We start from the raw sequence: 16029 nt of genomic DNA on the forward strand, positions 1-16029 counted from the left end.
AAACTGCGCCTCCCCTGGCTGGACGATCGTCTCGTCCTCTACTCCCTCGAAGTTCCGCCCTCCCAGAGCGGGGAACCATCATCCGATCCCTCGGGGAGCACGGAGCGCGTTTGGTGCTAGCAGTTCGTAATGCCCCCTTGTTGCCTTCTCGCGCAAGACGAGCGTTTCCTCCGGTAATGCGTGCCGAGCACCTTGAGTGAAGAGCTTTGGCGGTCGTGTTGCGTCGAAAGGGCGAGAGCGCCGCTCGGCAACAATGACCGGCAACCTTGGTGATGGCAGTTTCACCCCTTTCAGGCAACGCTGACATGCTCGCCGTGCAGTGGATGGAAAGCCGTTGCTGTCGCCCCAGTCTATGATGCTTTCGAGGGCTGTTCCTACCACCTTGCGATAGGCCCGCTCAGTAAATGCTCCTGGACGATCTGAGCGTGACGACCCTGGTCTTATGTTTGAGCACTCGGCAGAGTGGACGACGTAGTACGACTTGGTTAAAGATTTCGTCACGTTCGCAACAAAGCCACTACGGTTTCTACCAAGCCATCTTGTGTAGGCGCTGTCAGTTTCGAGTTGGGTCGCATCCATGATGTTCTTCCTCGGTGAGTTCTGAGTCTTAAGCACCAATTGCTCGGCTGCCTCCATCACCAAGGCTTGTACTCTCCCGCCTTCCATTGTTGCAGCGTCATTCCGGCGGTGAGTCCCACCAAACTCTTTGGCATCTTTGCAAGTTCAGCAAGTACCCGTTCGCCTTCTTGCGGTGCGAACGCAAGCACATCTGTAGCAGCCCAACATCGAGTCCCTGGCTCCTGATCATTGAGCAAACTCAAGAGTTGCCTATGCGCCTCGATTCCTCGCGCACGGAGCTCCTTGTTGATTGCCACAATCACGTCGAAGTCGCGATTAGCAGCTTTATGATTGCCTGCCTCGATTGCGTGCCCGTGCCTCGCGGATAGCTCCCGATATTTTTCCACGAGCTGGCCTGTGGTGAGACCCTTGAATTGTGCTGTCTTCATGGGGTGATTCCAAATTGCCTCAAGGTCTTCAGTCCAAACTCTCTTTGTTCCTCATATGATTTTGTGCGCAGCCATTCACGCACGACCATGCCGCCCGTTAACTTCTGCTTCGAGGAGTAATACGCACTGATCTTCGCGTGGGTGTCGGCATCGACCGCAATCACGTTCTCGGTGTTGTGCAGAGCCTCAGGGCCGAAGCGCTCAAGGTTACTCGGGGTCTGCTCGACGATGTGATGCCAGTTCTTGCCCTCGCCCGCAGAGCCCAGCGCGTTCTTGAAGTCCTTCATGGACTTGAACGCCATGAAGTCGGCCTTGGTCGCACCCGTTGCACCGCCCGTAGCCCGCGCAGTCATGGCGACTGAGTTGGGGGCCAGCGCAATGGTGACACCCTCGGCAGCGATGACGACGGCTCCTACCTCAGCCAGAGCTGGGGCCGTGAAGCGGATGCCTAACTGCGTCTCGGCCACCACCGCTGCCTGCCCGGCTCCTGGCAATGTCGGCAGCGTTGCCGCCATGCTCGTCGCCGTGTTCCCGAGCGCCACTGTGCCCAGCATCACGAAGGCTCGCGCTGCTTTCTCCCCCATCGTGTCCCCGAACTTCTCTCCGGCCGCAGCGATGGCATCGAAGGTGGTGGCCTTATCCACTTCCTTCATGAGCACCAGCCACCCATCGATGAGGCGCCACACCGTGTCCCAGCCCAGGTATGCGATGGCCCCCACCGTCATCAGCGCGGCGATGCCCTTGCTCAAAGGCTCGGGCAGTGCGAGCAAGATGGCGTACATGGTCAGGCCGCCCACCACTGTCGCCACCACCGCCTGGGGGCTTACCAATCGCCCGAGTTCCTCCTTCATGGCCCCCAGCACTTTGCTCTGGGCAATGGCCATAGCCAGCGCGTACCTGGCATCTCCATCAAGGAAAGGCTTGTCTACCAGCAGGCGCAGGCAATCCCCGGAGCCCCATGTCTGCTCGCACCACAGCAGGTAGCAGCGCTTCAGCTCCTCGTCCTCGGGCAACAAATGCAGGTTCCGGGTGATCCCCGGCTCCGACGCCATGAGGCGCTGGCTCCTGCCCTCGTACCAGTACCAGCCGCTTCGCTCGGGCACTCCAAGCAGCCGCCCGGCATATTCCAGGGGCCTCTCCACGGCTGGCACGGAGGAGGCATGTTTTGCCACAGCCTCCTTGAACTCCTCCTGGCTCACCTCCACCGGTTCCACATCGCGGCGTGGGACATGGACGCGGGGCTCGCCCTGGCCTGTTTCCAAGCGGACAACCTTAGTGGGGCTGCTGCACCCCGCGAGGAACGCAACCAGCAGCACAACTGCCGAGCGTGGCATATGAAGCCTCCTGAGCATGCCCCTCGGGCCGGGAGCAGCACGCGAGATTACAGAGGAGCCATGACAGGCCCGTCAATCACGGGAACTCACGGACACCTGAAGGGGACGTTGGCGTTGGAGGCGTTGTATGCGCCGTCCTGCGCGCTCACGTAGACGAAGCGCACGTTGGCCGCTGCGTGCCAGGCTGAGGCCGCGCTGTTCATGGCCTGTACCACGCGGCTGTAGTTCGCGCCGAAGGCCGTGCTCACGCAGTACGTGAGGTTGAGCCGCTGGTTGTACAACCAGCGCGTATCCAATCCATTGGCCTGGTTGACGGCGAGCGCCCCCGGCCGCACGAGGTCCTCGGGCGCTGAGCGGGTGGCGAAGGGAGGGGCCACCACGCTTCTTGAATTTCGAGGACAGTACGAAAGAACCTCGAAACCAGCTTCACGGGAGTCGGCGATTCCGCGGGGGCTCAGCGCTTGGCGGCCTGAGGCCAGAACGCGGGGGCGATGAGATCCTCCTGGGACATGAGGATCTTCTTCGTCTTCGCGTTGAGGATCAGCGTCTTGGGGCGAGAGTTCGCCGAGAAGTCGACCAGCAGCAGCTCCTTCTGGAGCTGGAAGGACACGGCGGTCTCCTTGGCATCGGGGACGCCCTCGACCGGCGCCAGCTTGTTGCCCGCTCCCCAGCGCACGGGAGCCGCGTCCGAGAAGCCATCTCCCGCGGCTTCCCGCCGGTAGAAGAGCGGCCCTCCCAGGGTGGTCAGCCGCAGCCACTTGCCTTCCCCGTCGCTCTTCTTGTCCGGGAAGGCAGCGCTCAGCAGCTTCTGGGCGGGATCCTTGGGCGCGAGCGCCTTGCCCTGGGCCTGCCCCACACTGCTCTGCGAGGCCGTGCGCTGCAGCGTCTTCGTCAGCTTGAGCGCCTCGAAGCCACCGGAGTTGACCGCCTTCGCCTCGACGCGCTTCCAGGTTCCTCCTTCGAGTCGGTAGGCCATGACGAGCCCCGGGTCTCCAGACCCATCCACCACCGGGAAGTTCTCGCCATCGAGGGAGATGTACCGCTTGCCGTCCTTCGAGGGCTCCGGGGGATGCAGGACGAGGGTGTAGCTGACCAGCGCCACCGGACGGCCCTGGGGATCAAAGGTCAACTGCTCGATGACGGGCAGATCCTTGTCGGGAGGCCCCTTCTCCTCGGGGAGTCCGCCCAGGTCCAGCAGGGTGCCGGTCCGGTTCACGAGATCCACCTTCCAGGCGGTGGAGCTGCTGTCCGGGCCATCCGCGCTGACGAAGACGAGCCCCTGCTTGCCATCGCGGCTCCAGGCCACCACGGCCGAGGCGCAGCTCTTGTCAAAGGAGAAGACGGTTTGGGGTTCTCCCGAGGGGATCGGTTGCCGCACCCAGTCGCACCCTTCAGGCTCCCGGCTCTTCAGGTGCGAGAGTGCAGGCCCGCTGCCGCCGGCGGGAGTGGCGCTGCGAGAAGGAGGCGGTTTGGAGCCCGCCAGTGCGAGCGACGCAAGCAAGACGTGTCCGAAGGAGAGGGTCATGGCGCCCTCCTTTAACATGCTCTGCGTTTCGGGAGTGGCAGGTGTTACACTGTGGCCCTTCCACTGATTCCCTGCAGTTGCCGTCCAAGCGCCATGCGCCGGGGGAGGATCTGATGTCGCAGGACATTCCGAACATCGTGGTGTTGGTGGGCGGCACCGTGGATCCCGGCAACCTGGACTCGGCCAAGCGCTCCCTGAGCTATCCCAAGCCGGGGTTCCAGTCGCTCGAGGAGGCGCTGAAGAACAAGGCGGACTCGAACTGGTACTGGCTGGGCAACGATCACTTCGTGCTGACGCTCGAGACGTTGCGCAAGCGGTACACCAACCTGCACGTCTTCACCGCGCATGGGTGGACGGGAGACAACTCGGTGCAGGCACGCATCGGGGCCGGGACGTACCTGGCCAACCGGCTGTGTGGGGCCCAGGGCGAGCTTCCCTACTACCAGGCCCACCTCAAGAAAGAAGTCCACTTTCACTTCATCGGCCACTCGCACGGCGGCAACGTCATCAACGAGCTCACCCGCCAGGCGGCCAAGGTCTGGCCGAAGCAGTGGAAGATCCGCAGCGTCACCTACCTGTCCACGCCCTTCTTCACCCAGTTGCACCAGGTGGACACCAAGGTCTTCCACGACGATTGCCAGATCATCAACGCTTTCTGCCGGTACGACATCACCCAGCGGATCATCGCCGACTTCTCGCTGCATCCGATGACGGACATGATGAAGGCGGTGGGCGTCGACGAGATCGGCACCCTCTGCACGAAACTGGGCACGGACATGGCCTCCACGCAGGGCCTGTTCAAGGCGTTCATCGAGTCGCTGAACATCTCCTTCCTCAAGGAGGGCACGCAGTGGAGTGAGCTGAAGACGGTGAAGAACTTCCTGGACGGCATCAATTGGAAGGACTTCGAGGATCTGCCCAAGTCCATCTCCGACGATCTGAAGAAGGTGGACATCCAGGGGGTACACTTCGGCAAGACCGAGGCCACAAAGCTCTACTCCCACCTGCTGCTGTTGCTATCGCGGGTCCATGACATCTTCACGAAGCTGCGTGGGGCCGTCACCGTGCTCCGGGACGGCATCACCTACGATGTGCACAAGTCGGTGGACCCCAGCGGGAAGAAGACCCGCAAGGTGTTGAGCGGCGCGCTGGCCGCGCAGTTCATCCGGGAGTTGGACCTGATAGAGGGAGGGCTCAAGAAGACGAAGGTGGCCTTCGAGAACCGCCTGCGCCAGGGCAAGTTCCCGCTGATGTGCCTCGCGGATGACATCTACGTCACGGAGTTCGTCAAGCCGCTGATCACCTTCCTGGAGGTGAACCCGCAGACGCTGCAGGGGCCGCTCTGGAACCTGGTGGCCAACACGCTCAGCGAGCAGATCGACGTGTTCGACAACACCCGCGCCACTCCGGCCCATCAGCTCGTGGGGAAGGGGAACTCGCAGAAGAAGAGCTTCCCCGTCGTGCAGGTGGAGGTCACCTCCGAGGACGCTTTCATCAAGGCCGCCCAGGAGCAGCAGCAGACCTTCAACAAGTTCATCAACCGCCTGGCGGGCATCGAGGTGCAACTGGAGGGCAAGAAGCTCAGCTCCTCCCAGAAGACGCTGTTGGATCTGGTCTTCACGCTGGTGGCGCACATGGAGCCGGCGCGTGTGCTCTTCGCCAATCCGGACAATGCGAACTACGTGACCTGGTTCCAGGCGGCGCTGGTCAGCCTCATGCTCTGGAAGCGCAGGTGGGGCTTGAAGACGGACTTCGAGGAGCAGGTGCTGCGGTTGTCGGTCGTGCTGAAGCACTATGCGACCATCATCAGGGAGCGGAACTTCGGGCGGCTGGAGATGCCGGTGAAGAAGCCCGCGACTGCAAGCACTGCCAAGGCCGCGGAAGAGCCGCCTGTGCCCGGCAGCATCCCGTACCTCGCCACGGTGGCGCACTCGACCAGCCGGGTGAAGCTCCACGCGACGGTGCAAGCGCCGCTGGAGCGGCAGTTCACGACCAAGAAGCGCTGACGGGCCTGCGCCTCACTTGGACTTGCGCCGGCAGCTTCCCACGGAGCCTGCGGCGCACTTGTTCCCGTCCTCCCAGGTGGCGCCCGAGAGCTGGGCGTCCTGGGTATCGGCGCCCTGGAGGTTGGATTCGATGAGGTAGGCGTCGCGCAGGTCCGCTCCCCGGAGAATGGCCCCCTCGAGGTTGCACCGGGTCAGGACGGCATAGCGGAGCCTGGCTCCGGAGAGGTCCGCGCGGACCAGCCATCCTCCTCCGGTGGATACGGCGTAGGCGTGTGAGGCCTCGGTGCGGCGGAAGGGCCCCTCTGGTCCCTGGAAGCTGCCTTGCTCCAGGTTGATGCCACGCAGGTTGGCTCCCTCGAAGTTGGCGGACTCCAGCTCCTTCACGGTGCGCAGGTCGGCACCTTCCAGGAGGGCTCCCTGGAACTTCACGTGCGAGAACCAGGCGCCGTCCAGGCGTGCGCCGCGCAGATCCGCCCCTCGCGCATCGGCGCCGGACAGGTTGGCACCGCTCAGGTCGGCGTTGCGCAGGCGGGCCCTGCTCAGCTTCGCGTCCTCGAGTCTCGCGCCTGTGAGCCGTGCTCCCTCGAGGTCCGCGCCCTCCAGCGAGGCGCCCGTGAGATCGCACCCGGCGCACTCGCGCGTCTCCCGCAGTCGCTGGGCCATTTGCTGGCTCAGCTTCTGCGCGGCCGTCTGCTCGGGTTCGTTCCGGCACCCGGACAGCAAGGGGCCGGACACGAGCAGCAGGGGCACGAGGGATTCGAGGAGAGACGGGCGGCCTTCCATGGCCTGGGAGTCTACAGGCCGGGGGAGGGTGCGCCTACCAGCCGCTGTTCCCCGAGCCGCGGACGAGGGTGTACTTGTTGTTGGGGTTGCTGAGCCCGCCCAGGCTGGCACCCGTCACGGTGACGGAGCTGAAGTTGCCGGTGCCCAGCACATTGTAGAACTCCAACCCGTAGGAGCCCGCGCCTGTGATGGTGACGTTGCTGATGCTCACGGGGCTGATGGAATAGGTGTTGTTCGCGGGGGGAGACGAGCTCGGGCCCTTTCCGAAGGCGAGCTTGATGCCCGAGTAGGTGCTGTCGTTGATCTCCACGCCGTCCACGACGATCTGCCCGGTGATGCTCTGGGTCGTCGCGAGGATGAACAGGGCTCCGGTGGGCATGTCCCAGTCCACGGGCGGGGAGACGCCACTGGTCCGGTTCAGTGTCATGCGCCGGACCTCGGTGGTGCCAGTGAAGGGCAGGGCGGAGAACCAGTTGGAGAGGAAGACGCCCGCGGAGGCGCCGTAGAGGGTGTCCGAGGCCACGCTGTCGAGGACCTTGTTGTCCTTGCCGTTGTAGACGGCGAAGGTGTTGGCGAGGTTGGGGTTCTGCGCGGTGTCGTAGCGGAACGTGCAGTTGTCGTTGGGCGAGCCATCCGACCACATGGCGAAGGCATCATCGCCGGTGTTGCGAGCGTTGAAGTGGCTGATCGTGGTGTTCTTCACGCCGCCGTAGATGTTGACGCCATCCGCGAAGGTGTCGCGGATGCGGCCGTCGACGACGTACAGGCCATCCGTTCCGGGAGACAGCCAGAAGCCGACCTTGGCGTGCTCGATCCAGAGGTTCTGGATGAGCGAGCCGGTGCCGAAGTTGCCCTCGAAGACCGCGTGATCGGCGGAGTCGTTGCGCTGGACCGAGTCGTTGAAGAACGCCAGATCGAGCACCTTGACGTTGCTGCCGGTGCCATAGAAGCCGCCCTTGCCGCCGACGCCTTGCAGGACGGTGTACCAGGGGCCCGCGCCGCGCACCTGGATGTTGTCCACATTCACCCGGTCCGACAAGCGGAAGGTGCCGGAAGGGATCCACACGCCCTTGCCGGAGGACTTCGCGCTGGTGATGGCGTTGCGGAGGGCCTGGACGTCGTCTCCAGTGTCGTTCGCGATGGCGCCGAAGTCGGTGATGCTCACGAAGTTCGCGGGCATGGCCGGTGCCGCGTCCACTTGCTCGAGGTTGATCAGATCGATGGTGTAGGAGGCGGCGGTGTCTCCGCTGTCCTTCTGCAGCTTGACGGTGGCGCCCGCGGGGATGGAGGACAGCAGGAAGCGGCTCTCGTCATAGAAGCGGTGCGCGCCGGGATCCCACTCGTTGGGCTTGTGCGGATAACTGGGGCTGTCGCCATAGGGATACCCGCCGTAGACCCAGGCATACCGGGAGGTCAGGCTCAGCGTCTGGGTCTTCGTGCCGTTGACGTAGAGGCTGAGCGTCGCGTTGATGCCACCTCCGGCTGCGGCGTCCGGCATGCTGTAGCGGATGACGAGCGAGTTGGCGGTCTGGGGCGCGGTCCACTGCACATAGTGGCCCGTCTGCGTGAGCTTCACGGCTCGGCGGCCGGAGGACTCGGCCTCGATTGTTCCCGGGCTGCGGTTGGCGGTCAGCACCTGGGCGTTGGTCGTGCCGGCCTCGGCTTCGAGCTCCTGGTAGGGCAGCGTGGCGCCGCGAGCCGTCAAGGCCTGGCCATTCACGACGGTGAGGGCGTCCACGAGGACGCCGCCGGTGTTCCCCGAGTCGTACTGATAGGAGAGGGTGTTGAGGCCTCGGCGCAGGCTCAGGGTCTCGGTTTTTCCCGACCAGGTCGTGGAGCCGGTGGAGGGCAGGGTCGTGGTCAAGGCATAGAGGCCGTTGACGTAGACGTTCAGGGTCTTGTTGCTCGCCGAGGCATTGAGGTAGCGCAGCCCCACGGTGGTGGATGTCGCGGAGGCCATGTTGACCGTGAAGATGACCCTGGCGCCGGGAGCGGAGAAGTTGCGCAGGTAGGCGGACTCCTTGGCGACGCCTCCGGAGAGGAACTGGTCCTCCGCCTCATAGACGAAGCCTGACCCTGCGGGAGGAGGCGGGGGAGCAGGCGGAGGGACGATGGGATCGCTCAGGGTGATGCTGTCGAGGTTGACGTTGCCGGAGTCGGTCGTGTCGAACTTGTAGCGCAGGGTATGGGTACCGGCGGTGAGGGAGCGCGTGTCGGTCCGAGTGGCCCAGGAGTCCCAGTTGGTGGTGGCCGCCAGGGAGATCTGCCCCACCTTGGTGCCATCGACATAGAGGCTCAGGGTCTGTGCGACGCCCGTGCCGTTGGCGTAGCGCAGCGCCACGTCGTAAGTGCCCGCGGCGGAAGCGGTGATGGTGAACTGCGCGGCTGCATTGCCCTTGTTGGAGTCGGTGAATCCGCCGACGAAGCCGGTGCCCGAGTAGCCCGTATGGTCAGTTGCGACGACGGCGCCACCGGACAGCGCCGCGGACTCCGCCTCGTACAAGGGACCCGAGCCTGAAGGCGGTGGCGTGGTTTGCGCGCTGACGCTGATGTTGTCGAGGTTGACGTTGCCGGAGTCGGTCGTGTCGAACTTGTAGCGCAGGGTGTGGGTACCGGCAGTGAGGGAGCGCGTGTCGGTCCGAGTGGCCCAGGAGTCCCAGTTGGTGGTGGCCGCCAGGGAGATCTGCCCCACCTTGGTGCCATCGACGTAGAGGCTCAGGGTCTGCGCGGAGCCTGTGCCGTTGGCATAGCGCAGCACCACGTCGTAAGTGCCTGCGGCGGAAGCGGTGATGGTGAACTGCGCGGCGGCATTGCCCTTGTTCGAGTCGATGAAGCCGCCGACGAAGCCGGTGCCCGAGTAGCCCGTGTGGTCGGTCGCGACGACGGCGCCACCGGACAGTGTCGCGGACTCCGCTTCGTAGACCGTCGCAGCAGCCTGCTGCACCGAGACCAGCTCCTGCTCGCCGGAGATGTCCGCTGGGTTGCCACATCCCGAGCCCGCGCTCAGCCACGCCACCATGAGGAGCCGACCGCACCAGGACTTCCAAGCGCTGCTCGTTGCTGTGCCCATTGCAACCTCTCCCAGTCTCGAAGAGCGCAGCCCCTCGAGCGTTCAGTGGGGTGTCGCTGCCGAAAGCGGTTTCATAAACCGGGAAGGGCTATATAGGTCACTATTCGGTAAATCCATGCAAAACCGGTGACGCATCTCGTCGTCGTCTTGAAGAACAGCGGGCAGGCCCCGTGCTGGAGCCTGCCCGTCGTGATGAGAGCGCGGCGCCCGGGAGGGATTACTCAGCCCAATAGGTGTGGGTCATCACGCTGAAGCCATTCTCGATGTCGACGAAGATGGCGATGGTGTGGCTGCTCCAGGGATCGGGCTCGTAGGTGCGCTTACACCCCTTGAACTTGCGATTCTCGGTCAGCGCGGCGAGGTTGTCCTTGCCGGCCTTGATCAGTGGGTCGGAGATCTGGTGGTAGTAGTTGGCGACGTTCACCGTGTTCGCGACGGCCTCACGAACCTCGGCGGCATCAGCCAGGTTGTCGCGGACGGTCGCGTCATGAGGAACACTGCTCGGCTCGAGCCCGAAGCACTCCAGGCTGCCTCGCCCACCGTAGTCGGCCGTCATCACGACCTCCCACCAGTCGAAGTGGCGGGCCAGGGACGCGCCGGAGTTGCCCGGCTGGGGCGCCGCATTCACCGCGGCGACGAGCGCCTCGAACGGCCGGCTCAGCGTGGCCGAGTTGCGGATGTTCCGCAGGCTCGCGTGGCCGATCCCCGATACCTCCGAGATGGCCTTGGCGGAGGTGAAGGGACGCAGGTTGAGCAGGTTCACGGCACCGTTCCACGCGTCCGGAAGGACGTCGTGCAGCTCGCTGTCGCTGATGGTGTTCACCAGCGACGCGATCGCGGCGGAGTCGTCGCTGGAGATCGCGAGCTCATCCAGGATGCCAACGCAGTTGGAGCCGATGAAGCCGTTGGCGCGGGCGCCGGTGGTGATCGAATCCAGCCGGGCCGGACCGACACCAGCGACCGCGTCCAACTGCGCCAGCGTCACGAAGGGGGTTGTCGCCCGCTGGGCGACGAGGACGTTGGCGAGATCGCTGGGCAGATAGGCGTCCAGCGTCGCGTAGGGCACCGTGTTCACGAAGGTGAGGATGCCCTGGCACTCCGGGGCGACATCCACATCCGTGGTGGTGAGCGGCGCCTGCTGGCGCTCGAGGGCAGGGGACTCGAGAGACTCGGAGGACGGTGCGGATTCCACACCACCGCAACCGGCGAGAACGCTCGCGGCAAGAAGGGCTGAGCCAAGACGACGCATCAGGAGCTCCTCAGGGGAACTACGAGGGAGCCGGCTCAATACACCAAATGGGGCCGATTTAACTATTTGTTCGTGTTTTCACGGAATCGCCTGTGTCACAGCTCTGTGAACCCGATTCTTCCCCTCAGAAGGTGTGCATCCCACATGCAGCAAGGGGAGGAGTGAATGCCCGGGGCGGGCCTCCGTCAGAAAGGACAACACGGCAACACAACGGAGGAAGCGAACATGGACCTCAAGACCGGCATCTTCTCCCTGGCTCTCGGCTCGTTGCTCATCGGTTCTGCTGCTCGCGCGGATGACATGCACACGGCGACGGCGGCTCAAGAGATCCAGACGCAGGCGTTCGCGTACAACGGGCAGGCGCGCCGCTCGCCGCAGCCTCCCGCTCCTCGCAACCAGCAGGGCCGGTACGAGTTGAAGCGGGTGCAGCAGTTCGTGGCTGGGCGCTACGAGAAGGTGTGGGTCGCGGACAAGTGCCGCTTCGTCGCGCGGGGCGGCACGTGCAACTCCGGGCACTACGAGCAGAAGTGGGTGGCCGGGCACTACGAGACGGTGGAGCAGTGGGTGTGGGTCCCCGCCCAGCACCGCGGCCCGGGTTCTCGCTGGGGCTGAGAACTCTGGGGTGTCCGCAACCGCCTGTGAGTTCTTCCAGGCGGTCCTACGCGGCCTTGCCACCCTCGGCCATCTTCTGGAGCATCTGCAGCGTGGCGCGAGCCCGCTTCGTGGTGTCCCGGGTGGCCTGAGGATCCAGCTTCAGGGCCTGCTGGATGTCCTGAAGCGCCTCGGCCAGCTTCCGCTCGCGCAGGTACAGCTCGCTCCGTCCCACCAGCGCATCCACGTTGGCGATGTTGAGCTCGAGCGAACGCGTGTAGGAAGCTTTCGCCTCCTCGAAACGCTCCAGCCGCGCGTAGGTTGCCGCCAGGTGACAGTGGAAGACGCTGTCGTAGGGCGAAGCAGCCACCAGCCCTTCGAAGACGTCTCGTGCGCCCTGGAGCTGGCCCGACTTGAACATCTCGTGGCCCATGCCCGCCAGCTTGTACAGCCGCTCGGTGGACATGCCGAGGAACTGCCCGGGGGTGATTTCTCCCAGGAACAGCTTCTGCGCCAGCTCGGGAGGAACGTCCTTCTTCGACACGGAAACCTTGGCCTGCAGTTGGGTGCTCACGGCTGCCTCCAGCAGAGACGAAGAGAGGGAGGTGGACTCTCCAAGTCGCCCACCTCCCAACCTCATGCGATTCGATGCGCTACGCCTCTCAGGCCACGAAGCGCTGGTTGCGGCTGGCCTCGATGGCGTGGCTCAGCTTCTGGAAGCGCGCCACCGTGTCCAGCATGCGGCCGATCTGCTCGAAGGAGCGCTGCAGCACGTTGCGGCGGCGATCCTCCACCGGCTCGGAGCTCTTCTGCTGCTGGGGCACGATGCCGGTGTTCTGGCTGGTGCGGTTGTTGAGCAGCGAGCCCAGGCCCTTGAGCGCGTCGAACACCGAGGACAGCGAGCGGAACAGCTCGGCGAACTGCTTGAGCGAGTCGGTCGGCTTGGTGGTGGGCTTCTCCGTCGGCTTGGAGGTGGTCGGAGGCGTGGAGCCACCCGCCGCCAGCTCATTGCCCAGCTTGAACGTCTCGCCCTGGTTCTCGCTGCCGACAACCTCCTTGCCGGTGAAGGACCAGTCATCCGTCTCCTTGCCCATCACGAACACGTCCTTGCCGCCGAAGTCATTGACGTGCTGGAAGCCGTCCTGCGTCACCTGGCCCGTTTTGCCCTTGCCCTTGTCGATATCGGAGATCTGCACCCGGTCATTGCCCGAGATGATGTCCAGCTTGCCCGTCACCGTGGCGCCGTTGTCGACCGGCTTGCAGGTGACGTTGATGCGCGTGCCGTCGCCGAGCACGAAGGTGCTGTCACGCTTGAACTGCCACTCGCCGCCGTCGCCCTCGGACACGTGCGGGTCGCCCCAGATCTTGGTCTGCTTGCCGTCCGGACCGGTGATCTTCCAGTCGTACTTATCGGTCGCCTCGATCTTGTAGCCGCCCGGGGTGGTGACCACGCCCTTGTCGTCCGTCTTCAGGCTGCCGGAGGGGTGGCTGGAGTCGCTCGGAGAAGGAGCCGAGGGCGTGCTCGGGGAGGAGACGTCATCGCAGCCGCAGTGGGCGCCCGGCTGCGCGCCCGTGGTCTTGGCCAACAGGTTGAGTTCCGCGGTGACCAGCTTGGTGGCGGCAGTGACCGTCTGCACGGCGGCCTTCACCAACTGCTTCTCGGCGGCGTTCAGCCCCTGCTTCTGGCCGGCTCCTCCCCAGCAGTGCAGGTTGTTGGACGGACCCAGCGACTTGGTGGCGTTCATGTGACGAGCTCCTTTGGGTGGGTTCTGGCGGGAGGCGACTCTCACTGCATCCAGCGCGCGCTCGCGTCCGAGTGCCGAGGTGCCTGCCCAGCCAGAGCAGTTGAAAGGATTATCCGAACGTTATTTCGAAGGTTTCGCTGAATACGTCGCCTGACCGATGGAGCAGGTTTGCTCCAATGGCTCGGTTTCTTCTCACCGGTTGGGTTTGGCGCGAGCTGTAGACTTTCACCCATTCTGGATGCGACAGAACCGTGACATGCCGGGACGGTTCACGCATGCGCATGAGTGGCTCGCAACCGCGTTGCATCACCCTCGGAACTTGTCCGTGGCTTCCACGAGCGCGGAGGTGGTTCCCGGCTCGTAGGCCGCATGCCCGGCGTCAGGGATGATCTTCAGCTCGGCCTCGGGCCAGGCCTTGTGTAGCGCCCAGGCGCTCTCCACGGGACAGGGGATGTCGTAGCGGCCCTGGACGATGACACCCGGGATATGGCGAATGCGCGGCACGTCCTCGAGGAGCTGATTGTCGCTGCGGAAGAAGGCGCGGTGGACGAAGTAATGGCACTCGATGCGCGCGAAGGCCAACGAGAAGGCGTCTGCCCCGTAATGCGCCACGAGGTCCGCGTTGGGCAGGAGGTAGCTGGTGCGGCCTTCCCAGACGCTCCAGGCCCGCGCTGCCTCCTGGCGCACCCGCGCGTCGTCTCCCATCAGTCGCCGGTAGTAGGCCTGGAGCAGGTCTCCTCGCTCCTCCGGAGGAATGGGCGCCAGGAAGTCCTCCCACGCATCCGGGAAGAAGAAGTGCGCTCCTTGCTGGTAGAACCAGCGCATCTCCTGCTGGCGCACCAGGAAGATGCCGCGCAGCACCAATTCCGTGACGCGCTCCGGGTGCTTCTGTGCGTAGGCGAGCGCGAGCGTGCTGCCCCATGAGCCGCCGAACACCTGCCACCGCTCGATGCCCAGGTGGCGGCGCAGCGCCTCCATGTCCTCCACGAGGTGCCAGGTGGTGTTCTCCTCCACGCTCGCGTGCGGCGTGCTTCGTCCGCAGCCGCGCTGGTCGAACAGGATGATGCGGTACGCGGCTGGGTCAAAGAAGCGTCGCTGCTTGGCGTCCGTGCCGCCGCCGGGGCCGCCGTGGACGAAGAGGACCGGCTTGCCCTTCGGGTTGCCGCTCTCCTCGAAATAGAGCTCGTGCAGAGCGGACACGCGGAGACGGCTCGAATGGTAGGGCTCGATGGGGGGATAGAGGGTGCGGAGCGGAGCGGTGGACATGGGCGCTCACCCTAGCAGAGCCTGTTTGCCTGCCCTTCTTCCGGCCATAGGGAGACTGAGGGGGCCTGAGCAGAGGCGCGGTGGACCTCGGAAGGCCCACCGCGCCCGGCTCGTCGCGTCAGGGAACGCGGCAGGACTCCACGAGCTCCGCCACTGCGGACTCCAGCGCTACCTGTCGCTGTGCTCCGTTCCGCTCGCGGAGCTGCACCGAGTGCGCCGCCTGCTCGCGAGCTCCCACCAGGACGACGAACGGTACGCCATCATGGTGTGAGTCCAGGATTCGACGTGACAGCGTCTCGCTTCGTGCGTCCTCTCCAGCCCGGAGCCCCGCTGCCTCCAGGCGCTCCCTCACCTGCGCAGCGTAGGCGTGCGCCTCCTGACCCACTGGGAGCACGCGGAGCTGCTCCGGCGCGAGCCACGCGGGCAGCGAGCCCTGGTGGTGCTCGAGCAGGATGCCGAGGAAGCGCTCCACGCTGCCGAAGATGGCCCGGTGCAGCATGGCCGGACGCCGCCGCTCCCCGCCCGAGTCCACGTAGCTGAGGTCGAAGCGCTCGGGCAGGACGAAGTCCAACTGGATCGTCCCGCACTGCCACTCGCGCCCGGCCCGGTCCTTCAGGATGAACTCCAGCTTGGGCCCGTAGAAAGCGCCCTGGCCGGCTTGCATCCGGCAATCGAGTCCCTCGCGTCTGGCCGCATCGAGCAGCGCGGCCTCGGCTCGGTCCCAGACTTCGTCGCTCCCCGCGCGTTGGGCGGGACGACTGCTGAAGGCGACCTGGACCTCCTCGAAGCCAAAGTCCCGGTAGAAGGCCCGCAGCGAGCGGCAGAACGCCGCAACTTCATCGGCCACCTGCTCCTCCATGCAGAAGATGTGGCCGTCGTCCTGCGTGAACTGCCGCAGCCGGAACAGCCCGAGCAGCGCGCCGGAGGATTCGTTGCGGTGCACCAGACCGAACTCCGCCAGCCGGATGGGCAGGGCGCGGAACGAGGGCGCCATGCGCTGGAAGATCTGGATGTGGCCAGGGCAGCTCACGGGCTTCACCGCGAAGGGCCGCTCGCCATCATCCACGACGAACATGTCGCCGCGGAAGTTCTGCCAGTGGCCGCTGCTCTCCCAGATTCGCTGGCCGAGGATCTGCGGCGTTCTCACCTCGCGGTAGCCACCCGCGGCCAGCTCGCGGCGGACGCGCTCCTCGAGGAGTTGGTAGAGGATGAACCCTCGCGGGTGCCAGAACACCATGCCGGGGGCCTCCTCCTGCAGGTGGAAGAGGTCCAGGCGGTCGCCCAGGGATCGATGATCGTGTTCGCTCAGCATTGTCGTTCTCCGTGTCGGTGGGTGAAGCGCCGGACCGGAGCGGGGTGCTGAAGCATTTCGCGGAGCGCCCCGTCCGGTGTTCCGGCGGGGCTGCGGTGTCCGCGCGTTCAGCTCATGCGCACGACCGCCGGCCCGCCAGTG

At 65.0% G+C, this 16029-nt stretch carries 12 protein-coding genes and 1 pseudogene; 2 read left to right on the forward strand and 11 right to left on the reverse strand.

Features of this window, described 5'->3' with window-relative positions; translation table 11 throughout:
* Positions 1–635 precede the first annotated feature (635 nt).
* From KY501_RS49710 to KY501_RS49725, 4 genes and pseudogenes are all read right to left on the reverse strand, one after another.
* Positions 636–1007, reverse strand: a complete 372-nt coding sequence (locus KY501_RS49710; RefSeq protein WP_224372552.1) for a DUF2019 domain-containing protein — start codon at positions 1005–1007, stop codon at positions 636–638.
* A 311-nt stretch (positions 1008–1318) separates the two neighbouring features.
* A pseudogene (gene sitA5, locus KY501_RS49715) lies at positions 1319–2341 on the reverse strand (SitA5 family polymorphic toxin); the annotation flags it as partial.
* Between the two features lie 86 nt (positions 2342–2427).
* The gene (locus KY501_RS49720) at positions 2428–2718 is read right to left on the reverse strand and encodes a hypothetical protein (RefSeq protein ID WP_224372556.1); all 291 of its coding nucleotides are present in this window, start codon (positions 2716–2718) and stop codon (positions 2428–2430) included.
* A gap of 77 nt (positions 2719–2795) precedes the next feature.
* Positions 2796–3866, reverse strand: coding sequence for a hypothetical protein (locus KY501_RS49725; protein WP_224372557.1), 1071 nt, complete (start codon positions 3864–3866; stop codon positions 2796–2798).
* A gap of 113 nt (positions 3867–3979) precedes the next feature.
* Here KY501_RS49725 and KY501_RS49730 point away from each other — a divergent pair, with 113 nt between their 5' ends.
* Entirely contained in the window at positions 3980–5872 is a 1893-nt protein-coding gene (locus tag KY501_RS49730) for a lipase family protein (protein ID WP_224372559.1), read from the forward strand.
* A gap of 12 nt (positions 5873–5884) precedes the next feature.
* On the opposite strand, the gene KY501_RS49735 is transcribed toward KY501_RS49730, so the two are convergent.
* From KY501_RS49735 to KY501_RS49745, 3 genes are all read right to left on the reverse strand, one after another.
* A complete protein-coding gene (locus KY501_RS49735; protein WP_224372561.1) occupies positions 5885–6622 on the reverse strand; it encodes a pentapeptide repeat-containing protein in 738 nt (245 codons plus the stop codon).
* Positions 6623–6689: 67 nt separating this feature from the next.
* The gene (locus KY501_RS49740; protein WP_224372563.1) at positions 6690–9725 is read right to left on the reverse strand and encodes a CBM35 domain-containing protein; all 3036 of its coding nucleotides are present in this window, start codon (positions 9723–9725) and stop codon (positions 6690–6692) included.
* Between the two features lie 217 nt (positions 9726–9942).
* Positions 9943–10974, reverse strand: a complete 1032-nt coding sequence (locus tag KY501_RS49745) for a hypothetical protein (RefSeq protein WP_224372565.1) — start codon at positions 10972–10974, stop codon at positions 9943–9945.
* Positions 10975–11199: 225 nt separating this feature from the next.
* Here KY501_RS49745 and KY501_RS49750 point away from each other — a divergent pair, with 225 nt between their 5' ends.
* Positions 11200–11586 carry a hypothetical protein gene (locus tag KY501_RS49750; protein WP_224372567.1) on the forward strand — a complete coding sequence of 129 codons (387 nt, stop codon included), beginning with the start codon at positions 11200–11202 and terminating at the stop codon, positions 11584–11586.
* A 46-nt stretch (positions 11587–11632) separates the two neighbouring features.
* Here KY501_RS49750 and KY501_RS49755 read toward each other — a convergent pair whose 3' ends face one another.
* The 4 genes from KY501_RS49755 to thrS all read right to left on the reverse strand — a co-directional run bounded on the left by KY501_RS49755 (position 11633) and on the right by thrS (position 15888).
* Positions 11633–12139 (reverse strand): tetratricopeptide repeat protein, encoded by a 507-nt coding sequence (locus tag KY501_RS49755; protein ID WP_224372569.1) that lies wholly within the window; start codon positions 12137–12139, stop codon positions 11633–11635.
* Between the two features lie 88 nt (positions 12140–12227).
* On the reverse strand, positions 12228–13310 hold the full coding sequence (locus KY501_RS49760; RefSeq protein WP_224372571.1) for a DUF1521 domain-containing protein: 1083 nt from the start codon (positions 13308–13310) through the stop codon (positions 12228–12230).
* A gap of 306 nt (positions 13311–13616) precedes the next feature.
* Complete coding sequence (pip, locus tag KY501_RS49765) at positions 13617–14576, reverse strand: prolyl aminopeptidase (protein ID WP_224372573.1); 960 nt, start codon at positions 14574–14576, stop codon at positions 13617–13619.
* Positions 14577–14694: 118 nt separating this feature from the next.
* The gene (gene thrS / locus KY501_RS49770; protein WP_224372575.1) at positions 14695–15888 is read right to left on the reverse strand and encodes a threonine--tRNA ligase; all 1194 of its coding nucleotides are present in this window, start codon (positions 15886–15888) and stop codon (positions 14695–14697) included.
* Positions 15889–16029: the final 141 nt, after the last annotated feature.

This window comes from Hyalangium versicolor (assembly GCF_020103695.1).
GTDB lineage: Bacteria > Myxococcota > Myxococcia > Myxococcales > Myxococcaceae > Hyalangium > Hyalangium versicolor.